Origin of the sequence: Actinomadura sp. BRA 177 (genome assembly GCF_013372625.1) — a bacterium.
Lineage (GTDB): Bacteria > Actinomycetota > Actinomycetes > Streptosporangiales > Streptosporangiaceae > Spirillospora.
In genome coordinates this window covers 1-9,391 of the sequence record NZ_JABXFD010000356.1, presented here as the reverse complement: position 1 = coordinate 9,391, position 9,391 = coordinate 1, and the positions used below count along the sequence as shown (strand labels likewise).

At 70.3% G+C, this 9,391-nt stretch carries 8 protein-coding genes; all 8 read left to right on the top strand.

What is annotated here, in order from left to right; all coding sequences use genetic code 11:
• Positions 1 to 201: 201 nt before the first annotated feature.
• The 8 genes from glmU (at position 202) to HUX53_RS19935 (ending at position 9,324) form a co-directional block, all read left to right on the top strand.
• Positions 202 to 1,644: a bifunctional UDP-N-acetylglucosamine diphosphorylase/glucosamine-1-phosphate N-acetyltransferase GlmU gene (gene glmU / locus HUX53_RS19970; RefSeq protein WP_309237328.1), complete on the top strand. Its 1,443-nt coding sequence runs from the start codon at positions 202 to 204 to the stop codon at positions 1,642 to 1,644.
• Between the two features lie 162 nt (positions 1,645 to 1,806).
• Complete coding sequence (locus HUX53_RS19965) at positions 1,807 to 2,787, top strand: ribose-phosphate diphosphokinase (RefSeq protein ID WP_176404737.1); 981 nt, start codon at positions 1,807 to 1,809, stop codon at positions 2,785 to 2,787.
• A gap of 233 nt (positions 2,788 to 3,020) precedes the next feature.
• Entirely contained in the window at positions 3,021 to 3,644 is a 624-nt protein-coding gene (locus HUX53_RS19960) for a 50S ribosomal protein L25/general stress protein Ctc (RefSeq protein ID WP_176404736.1), read from the top strand.
• Between the two features lie 82 nt (positions 3,645 to 3,726).
• Positions 3,727 to 4,302, top strand: coding sequence for an aminoacyl-tRNA hydrolase (pth, locus tag HUX53_RS19955; RefSeq protein WP_176404735.1), 576 nt, complete (start codon positions 3,727 to 3,729; stop codon positions 4,300 to 4,302).
• 260 nt (positions 4,303 to 4,562) lie between these two features.
• Positions 4,563 to 6,038, top strand: a complete 1,476-nt coding sequence (locus HUX53_RS19950; RefSeq protein WP_176404734.1) for a sugar transferase — start codon at positions 4,563 to 4,565, stop codon at positions 6,036 to 6,038.
• 84 nt (positions 6,039 to 6,122) lie between these two features.
• A complete protein-coding gene (locus tag HUX53_RS19945; RefSeq protein ID WP_176404733.1) occupies positions 6,123 to 7,043 on the top strand; it encodes an inositol monophosphatase family protein in 921 nt (306 codons plus the stop codon).
• Positions 7,044 to 7,099: 56 nt separating this feature from the next.
• Positions 7,100 to 8,017 (top strand): sulfate adenylyltransferase subunit CysD, encoded by a 918-nt coding sequence (gene cysD / locus HUX53_RS19940; protein ID WP_176404732.1) that lies wholly within the window; start codon positions 7,100 to 7,102, stop codon positions 8,015 to 8,017.
• 44 nt (positions 8,018 to 8,061) lie between these two features.
• The gene (locus HUX53_RS19935; RefSeq protein WP_176404739.1) at positions 8,062 to 9,324 is read left to right on the top strand and encodes a sulfate adenylyltransferase subunit 1; all 1,263 of its coding nucleotides are present in this window, start codon (positions 8,062 to 8,064) and stop codon (positions 9,322 to 9,324) included.
• Positions 9,325 to 9,391 lie beyond the last annotated feature (67 nt).

Below are 9,391 nucleotides of genomic sequence, written 5' to 3'. Positions count from 1 at the left end.
TGTGTTGATTTTGTTTGTTGGATGCGTCCGCGCCGGTCGAGGTCTGCACTGTCCTCTTCGTCGGCGGCGTCAGAGGGGTATAAGAGACAGGGGGTGGGCGGTATCCTGCCCGTGTCGGGTGCGTTCCGGCCTGGTGGGGTGTGATCTCGCAGGTGGGCGCGTCCGCGACCGATCCCGTCCGCGATGCCGAGGAGCCTCCTTGTGAGTGCTGCGAGCCGACCGGCCGCCGTCATCGTTCTCGCCGCGGGCGAGGGCACCCGGATGAAGTCCCGTAAGTCGAAGGTCCTGCACGAGTTGTGCGGGCGCAGCATGCTCGGGCATGTGCTCGCCGCCGCGCGGCGGCTGGAGCCGGAGCGCCTTGTCGTCGTCGTCGGGCACCGGCGCGAGCAGGTCATCGAGCACCTGGCGGAGCACGCGGCCGACGCCGAGGCCGTGGTGCAGGAGTACCAGGGCGGTACCGGGCACGCGGTGCGGATGGCGCTGGAGCAGACCGGTGCGCTGGACGGGACCGTGGTCGTGACGAACGGCGATCATCCTTTGCTGCGGGGCGAGACGCTCGGGGCGCTGGTGCAGGCGCATGAGGATGAGGGCAATGCCGCGACGGTGCTGACGACCGAGATGCCGGACGCGACCGGGTACGGGCGGATGGTCCGGGCGGCGGACGGCAGCGTCGAGGCGATCGTCGAGCACAAGGACGCGACCGAGGCGCAGCGGGCGATCAACGAGATCAACGTCGGCATGTACGCCTTCGACGGGGCGCTGCTGGCGGACGCCCTGAAGCGGGTGACCACCGACAACGCGGGTGGGGAGGAGTACCTCACCGATGTGGTCGCGATCCTGCGCGGGGACGGTCACCGGGCTGGCGCGTTCCTGGTCGCCGACTGGGTGGAGACCCAGGGCGTCAACGACAAGGTCCAGCTCGCGCAGGCGCGCAGGCAGCTGAACGACCGGATCCTTGAGGCGCACATGCGGGCCGGGGTCACGATCGTCGACCCAGCGTCCACGTGGATTGATGTCGGTGTGACCGCTGAGCAGGATGCCGAGGTCCATCCCGGGACGCAGCTGCACGGGACGACTCATCTGGGGGAGGGCTCGCGGGTCGGGCCCGGGTGCACGCTGACCGATACGCGGGTCGGTGAGGGCGCGTCCGTGATCAATGCCGTGTGCGTGGAGGCGGAGATCGGGCCCGAGGCTTCGGTGGGGCCTTATGCGTATCTGCGGCCGGGGACCCGGCTGGCGCGGAACGCCAAGGTCGGGACGTACGTCGAGACGAAGAACGCCGACATCGGCGAGGGCTCGAAGGTGCCGCACCTGACCTATGTGGGGGACGCCGAGATCGGCGCGGGGTCCAACATCGGCGCCAGTTCGGTGTTCGTGAACTACGACGGTGTGGAGAAGCACCGCAGCGTCATCGGGTCGCATGTGAAGGTCGGCAGCGACAACATGATCGTCGCTCCGGTGACGGTGGGCGACGGCGCCTACACCGCGGCCGGGTCGGTGATCATCCAGGACGTCCCGCCGGGGGCGATGGCGGTGGCGCGGGCGCGGCAGCGCAACGTCGAGGGCTGGGTGGAGCGCAGGCGGCCGGGGACCCCGGCGGCGGAGGCGGCCCGGCGCGCGAAGGACGCGGAGGGCGCGCCCTAGCGCGGCGCCCGGTGCGGACTCCCGCCGCGGGCGGGGACGTGGAGGACAGCGGCGTCTTCCGGACAACAGAGCAACCCGTGCGGCGGACTCATGCCTGCGCGGGGAGTGGGGACAACAACCCACATGTAGAGGAACAGTTCCATTGAGGGGGAGTTGTCAGAGGTGAGTGGGATCAAAGCGAGCGGTCAGAAGAAGCTGATGCTCTTCACCGGCCGAGCCCACCAGGACCTGGCCAAGGAAGTCGCCGACAACCTCCACATCGAGCTGACTCCGACGTCCGCGTACGACTTCGCCAACGGTGAGACGTTCGTACGGTTCCTGGAGTCGGTCCGCGGCTCCGACGCCTTCGTGATCCAGAGCCACACGGCTCCCATCAATCAGTGGATCATGGAGCAGCTGATCATGGTGGACGCGCTGAAGCGCGCGTCGGCCAAGCGGATCACGGTGGTGGCGCCGTTCTTCGGGTACGCGCGGCAGGACAAGAAGCACCGCGGCCGGGAGCCGATCTCGGCGCGGCTGATGGCGGACCTGTTCAAGACGGCGGGCGCGGACCGGCTGATGGCGGTGGATCTGCACACCTCGCAGATCCAGGGCTTCTTCGACGGCCCGGTGGACCACCTGTTCGCGCTGGACCTGCTGGCCAGGCACTTCGAGAGCCGGCTGGACACCTCGCAGGTGACGGTGGTGGCGCCGGACGCGGGCCGGGTGCGGGTGACCGAGCGGTGGTCGGACCGGCTGGGCGGCGTGCCGATGGCGATCATCCACAAGAAGCGCGACCCGGACGTGGCGAACGAGGTGAAGGTCTTCGACGTCGTCGGCGAGGTCAGGGGCCGCACCTGCGTGGTGGTCGACGACATGATCGACACCGGCGGGACGATCGTGAAGGCGGCGGACGCGCTGTTCGAGCAGGGCGCGGCGCGGGTCGTGGTGGCGGCGACGCACGGCGTGCTGTCGGGCCCGGCGGTGGACCGGCTGAAGAACTCGCGGATCTCCGAGGTGGTGCTGACGAACACGCTGCCGATCCCGGAGGACAAGCAGTTCGACAAGCTGACCGTCCTGTCGATCGCGCCGCTGGTCGCCCGCGCGATCAACGAGGTGTTCAGCGACGGGTCGGTGACGAGCCTCTTCGGCGGGCACAGCTAGTCCGATGGGAACGCAGGGCTCTGGCTTAGGGCACGGTGCCGATCGGCTAGACTCTTTGAATCGCGCATGCCTCGGGTCGTTCAGTGCGGTGCCGGTACAGGAGCCGCACTCCCCGGGGGAACGCAAAGAATCTTCGAGGCGCCTGACGCGTCGAGCATCGCCTGATTCGCTCTGTCCGTAGCGGACGTCCAGTGCCGGACGGCCGTGGATCGCAACAACGAGGAGTTTTCGCCGTGTCCGAGGTACGCATTGCCGCCGAGCCGCGCACCGAGTTCGGTAAGGGTGCCGCGCGGCGCACCCGCCGGGCCGGCAAGGTGCCCGCCGTCCTCTACGGTCACGGCACCGACCCGCAGCACATCTCGCTGCCGGGCCACGACCTGATGCTGGCGCTCAAGACCCCGAACGTGCTGCTGACCATCGAGGGCCTCGGCAACGGGACGGAGCTGGCGCTGCCGAAGGACGTCCAGCGCGACCCGATCAAGGGGTTCCTGGAGCACGTCGACCTGCTGCTGGTGAAGCGCGGCGAGAAGGTCGTCGTGGACCTGCCGGTGAACGTGGTCGGCGACGTGGTCGCGGGCGGCCAGGTGGCGCAGACGGTGGTGGAGATCTCCATCGAGGCGGAGGCGACCCACATTCCGCAGTCCGTCGACCTGGACATCTCCGGCCTGGAGGTCGACTCGCAGGTGCTGGCGAAGGACCTGAAGCTCCCGTCGGGGACGACGCTGGTTGCCGACGAGGACATCCTGATCCTGCAGATCCTCGACGCGACGGCGGCGACGGAGCCGGAGGAGCCCGTGGCGGCGGAGGGCGAGGAGCCGGCCGCCGAGGGCGAGGGCGAGCCCGCCGCGGCGGAGTGACGCGAAAGCGGCCGTGCTTTCTTTCATGGCCCCCGCGGGTGTGCGCACCGGCGGGGGCCGTGTTCGTTTGTGAGGAGTTCGGGTGAGCGCGGATCTCTGGCTCGTGGTGGGGCTGGGCAATCCGGGGCCGTCGTATGCGGGGAACCGGCACAACGCCGGGTTCATGGTGCTGGACGAGCTGGCGGCGCGGGCCGGTGGCCGGTTCAAGTCGCACCGGGCGCGGGCGGACGTGCTGGAGGGGCGGCTGGCTGGGTCGCGGGCCGTCCTGGCGAAGCCGCGGTCGTTCATGAACGAGTCGGGCGGGCCGGTGAAGGGGCTGCGGGACTTCTTCAAGGTCCCGGTGGAGCGGCTGATCGTCGTCCATGACGAGCTGGACATCCCGTTCGGTGCGGTGCGGTTGAAGCAGGGCGGCGGTGACAACGGCCACAACGGTCTGCGGTCGCTCACGAAGTCGCTGGGGACCAGGGAGTATCTGCGGGTGCGGTTCGGGGTGGGCCGGCCGCCGGGGCGGATGGACGCTGCGGCGTTCGTCCTGAAGGACTTCTCCGGGGCCGAGCGCAGGGATCTGGCTCTTGAGCTGGACCGGGCGGCGGACGCGGTGGAGGCGCTGATGGCGGACGGCCTCGCCGCGGCGCAGAACGTCTTCCACGCCGGCTGAGAGTGGCCGGATCCGGCCGCGCGCCTGCCTGCCGGCCGACCGGTGAGCACGTCCCGGCCACACTACTTTGTCCGGAAACGCCCAAGTTTGCGGACGTTCCCGGGCCGGTGCGCGCGTTCCGGCCGTGACCACGGCAAAGCGCCCGTAAGATGCTGCTCGAACGAGGTTCGAGATACATGTGAACCTCAGGCGACGTACAACCGTCTTCGGTGTGAAACGCGCTGACGGGGCGCGTGGTACAGGGGATTGGTGAGTGGTGTATGGCCGTCGTTGACAAGGTTCAGACCGAGTCATCGATCCGCCATGTGCAGGGGCGCGTACCGCCGCAGAACTGGAGCGGGTCGTACCGCCGGGTCGCGAAGTGGCTCGACGTCCTCAGCATGCTGATGGCCGGCGTGATCGCGTTCGTGCTGCGCTTTCCGGGGGTCCCGACCGAGTTGAACGCGCCGTACGTCGCGCTGACCGTCATCCTCCCCGTCGTGTGGCTGCCGACGCTGATGCTGTGCCGGGCCTACCAGCCCAAGTACATCGGCGTCGGGTACGAGGAGTTCCACCGGGTCATCCGCGCCGGGTTCATCCTGACGGCGACGGTGGCGATCCTGGCGTACGCGACGAAGACGGAGGTCGCGCGCGGTTACGTGGTGATGGCGCTGCCGCTCGGCACGTTCCTGGCGCTGCTCGCGCGGTACCGGCTGCGCAAGTGGCTGCACAAGAAGCGCTGGAACGGGCAGTGCATGCGGCGCGTGGTCGCGGTGGGGCACCGGACGTCGGTGGCCGACCTGATCAAGCTGCTGCGCAAGAAGCGGTACCACGGCATGGACATTGTGGCGGTGTGCCTGCCGCCGGCGCTGGCGGCGGGCGACGACGCGGTCGCCGAGGTCGAGGACGTCCCGGTGCTGGGCGACTTCGCGCAGGCGGCGGCGGTCGCCGAGCGGATCGGCGCGGACTCGGTGGCGGTGCTGGCCTGCCCGGAGATGGACGGGGTGGCGCTGCGCCGGCTGGCGTGGCAGATCGAGCGCGACGACATCGAGCTGGTGGTGGCGCCCGCGCTGATGGACGTGACCGGCCCGCGGATCTCGATCCGCCCGGTGTCGGGGCTGCCGCTGCTGCACGTGGAGCACCCGGAGCTGGACGGCGGACGCAAGGTCTTCAAGGGGCTGTTCGACCGCGCGGCGGCGCTCGGCGGGCTGCTGGCGCTGAGCCCGCTGATGCTGATCGTCGCGTTCCTGATCAAGGTGACGAGCGCGGGCCCGGTGATGTTCCGGCAGACCCGGGTGGGGCGCGGCGGCCGGGAGTTCACCGTGCTGAAGTTCCGCACGATGGTGCAGGACGCCGAGGCCCGCAAGGTCGAGCTGCTGCAGCAGAACGAGAACGACGGCGTGCTGTTCAAGATCCGGGAGGACCCGCGGATCACCCGGGTGGGGCGCTGGCTGCGCCGCTACTCGCTGGACGAGCTGCCGCAGCTGTTCAACGTGGCGCGCGGCGAGATGTCGCTGGTGGGCCCGCGCCCGCCGCTGCCGGAGGAGGTCGCCCAGTACGGCGGCGACGTGTACCGGCGGCTGGTGGTGAAGCCGGGGCTGACGGGCCTGTGGCAGGTGAGCGGCCGCTCGGACCTGTCGTGGGAGGAGTCGGTCCGGCTCGACCTGCGCTACGTGGACAACTGGACGCTCGCGATGGACCTGCAGATCATGTGGAAGACGTGGTCCGCGGTGTTCCGGGGCTCCGGGGCCTACTGAGCGGGACCCGGGCACCGGGCCGACTCGGGTATGCATGAGAAAGTAGACCGAACAGACCATTCGAGTCGGGAATGTGATCAGCGGATGACGGATGTGGACGACCACGCGCTGGCGGCGGAGCTCGCCGGCGCGGCGGGCCGGCTGCTGCTGGGCGTGCGGGACGAGGTGGGGTTCGCGGACGCGCGGGTCCTGAAGGACACGGGCGACCTGCGGGCGCACGAGTACCTCATGGCGGCGCTGGCCGAGCGCTGTCCCGGCGACGCCGTCCTGTCCGAGGAGGGGCGCTCCTCGGTGGCGGGCAAGCGGGCGGAGGGCGACGACCGCGCGCCGACCCGCAACACCGCGACCGCCGAGCGGCTCACCGCCGGCCGGGTGTGGATCGTCGACCCCCTGGACGGCACCCGCGAGTTCTCCGAGGAGGGCCGCCGCGACTGGGCCGTCCACGTGGCGCTGTGGGTGCGCGACGGGAACGGCGGCCGGCTCGCGGCCGGGGCGGTGGCGCTGCCGGCGCAGGGCCTGACGCTCCGCACGGACGCGACGGGCGGCGCCTCGCTCGTCCGGACGGAGGCGGGTGACCCCGACCCGGCCGGCCTGGGCGCCGCGCAGCCGCGCGAGGTGCCGCTGCACGTCCCGGCGCCGGACGCGGGCAAGCTCCGCGTCGCGGTGAGCCGCACGCGTCCGCCGGAGTTCGTCCGGCAGCTGGCCGAGAGGCTCGACGTGGACGTGGAGTTGGTGCCGATCGGTTCGGCGGGGGCGAAGATCTCCGCGGTGCTGCTCGGCGAGGTCGACGCGTACGTGCACGCGGGCGGCCAGTACGAGTGGGACAACGCGGCGCCCGCGGCGGTGGCGCTCGGCGCGGGGGCGCACGCGTCCCGGGTCGACGGGTCGCCGCTGAAGTACAACCGGGAGGACCCGCGTCTCCCGGATATCCTTGTGTGCCATCCCGTGTCGGCGTCGATGCTGCTGACCGGCATAGCGGAAGTGGACGGCGCCCCCGCGGGTTGATCCCTTAGGCGTCACCGGTTGCATCTGCCAGTTCAGCGTGGAGAGAGCCCCAGACCATGCAGCGTTCCGATTATCTGCTGTCGCAGTTGGACGTCCTTGAAGCCGAGTCGATCCACATCTTCCGGGAGGTGGCGGCCGAGTTCGAACGGCCGGTGCTGCTGTTCTCGGGCGGCAAGGACAGCCTGGTGATGCTGCGCCTGGCCGAGAAGGCGTTCTGGCCGGCGCCGATCCCGTTCCCGGTGATGCACGTCGACACCGGGCACAACTTCCCCGAGGTGATCGAGTTCCGCGACCGGCGGGTCGGCGAGCTGGGGATCCGGCTGGTGGTGGCGTCGGTGCAGGACGCGATCGACAGCGGCCGGGTGGCCGAGCAGAAGGGCCGCCGCGCGTCCCGGAACCGGCTGCAGATCGTGCCGCTGCTGGACGCGATCGAGGAGCACCGGTTCGACGCGGCGTTCGGCGGGGCGCGGCGGGACGAGGAGAAGGCCCGCGCCAAGGAGCGCGTCGTGTCGTTCCGCGACGAGTTTGGGCAGTGGGATCCGAAGAACCAGCGCCCGGAGCTGTGGAACCTGTTCAACACGCGGATCGAGCAGGGCGAGCACGTCCGGGTGTTCCCGCTCTCCAACTGGACGGAACTCGACATCTGGGACTACGTCCGGCGGGAGGAGATCGCGCTCCCCTCGATCTACTTCGCGCACACCCGCCGCGTGTTCGAGCGCGACGGGCTGCTGCTGGACGCCGAGACGGGCTTCGCGAACCGCGGCGACGACGAGCCGGAGTTCGAGGCGACGGTCCGGTACCGGACGGTCGGCGACGCGTCCTGCACGGGCGCGGTGAAGTCGTCGGCGGCGTCGCTGGAGCAGGTGATCGAGGAGATCGCGGCGACCCGGATCACCGAGCGCGGCCAGACCCGCGCCGACGACCGGACGAGTGAGGCCGCGATGGAGGACCGCAAGAAGGAGGGCTACTTCTGATGGCCGGGAACGAGCCCGCGCAGGCGGGGCCGACGGGCAAGCCCATGGACCTGCTGCGGTTCGCCACCGCCGGCAGCGTGGACGACGGCAAGTCGACCCTGATCGGCCGGCTGCTGTTCGACTCCAAGTCGATCTTCGAGGACCAGCTGGAGTCGGTGGAGCGCACGAGCACCGAGCGCGGCGAGGAGTACACGAACCTCGCGCTGCTGACCGACGGCCTGCGCGCCGAGCGGGAGCAGGGCATCACGATCGACGTCGCCTACCGGTACTTCGCGACGCCGCGCCGCAAGTTCATCATCGCGGACACGCCGGGGCACATCCAGTACACCCGGAACATGGTGACGGGCGCCTCGACCGCCGACCTCGCGATCATCCTGGTGGACGCCCGCAAGGGCATCCTGGAGCAGTCGCGCCGGCACGCGTTCCTCACGACCCTCCTGCAGGTCCCGCACGTGGTCGTGGCGATCAACAAGATGGACCTGGTCGACTACGACCGGGCCGTCTACGAGCGGATCGTGGACGAGTTCACCGCGTTCGCGTCCAAGCTGGACGTGACCGACCTGACGTTCATCCCCATCTCCGCGCTGCACGGCGACAACGTCGTCGAGCGCAGCGTGAACATGCCCTGGTACGAGGGCTCGTCGCTGCTGCACCACCTGGAGCACGTGCACATCGCGTCCGACCGGAACCTGATCGACGTGCGGTTCCCGGTCCAGTACGTGGTGCGGCCGCACGCCTCGACCGACCCCGAGCTGCACGACTACCGCGGCTACGCGGGGCAGGTCGCGGGCGGCGTGCTGAAGCCGGGCGACGAGGTCGTGCACCTGCCGTCCGGGCTGACCACGACGATCACCCACATCGACGGCCCCAGGGGGCCGGTCGACCAGGCGTTCGCGCCGATGTCGGTGACGCTGCGGCTCGCCGACGACATCGACATCTCCCGCGGCGACATGATCGCGCGGCCGAACAACCGGCCCGAGGTCGCGCAGGACATCGACGCGATGATCTGCTGGATGACGCCCGACCGCACCCTCACCCCGCGCTCCAAGCTGGTCATCAAGCACACGACCCGCACCGCGAAGACGATGGTGAAGGCGCTGCACTACCGGCTGGACGTCAACACGCTGCACCGCGACGAGCAGGCCGACAGCCTCGGCCTGAACGAGATCGGCCGCGTCTCGCTGCGCGTCACGCAGCCGCTGTTCGTGGACGACTACGCCCGCAACCGGCTCACCGGCGGCTTCATCCTGATCGACGAGGCCACCAACAACACCGTCGCCGCCGGAATGATCATCGGCGCGCGCTGACCCGACCGCCGCGGGGCCGCGCGCCCCGCGGCACACCCACCCCCCCTCGAAACCCCCGGAACAAGGC

Coding starts and splice junctions, on each gene's coding strand:
- HUX53_RS19950 (WP_176404734.1), top strand. CDS start 4,563: ATGGCCGTCGTTGACAAGGTTCAGACCGAGTCATCGATCCGCCATGTG.
- HUX53_RS19945 (WP_176404733.1), top strand. CDS start 6,123: ATGACGGATGTGGACGACCACGCGCTGGCGGCGGAGCTCGCCGGCGCG.
- cysD (WP_176404732.1), top strand. CDS start 7,100: ATGCAGCGTTCCGATTATCTGCTGTCGCAGTTGGACGTCCTTGAAGCC.
- HUX53_RS19935 (WP_176404739.1), top strand. CDS start 8,062: ATGGACCTGCTGCGGTTCGCCACCGCCGGCAGCGTGGACGACGGCAAG.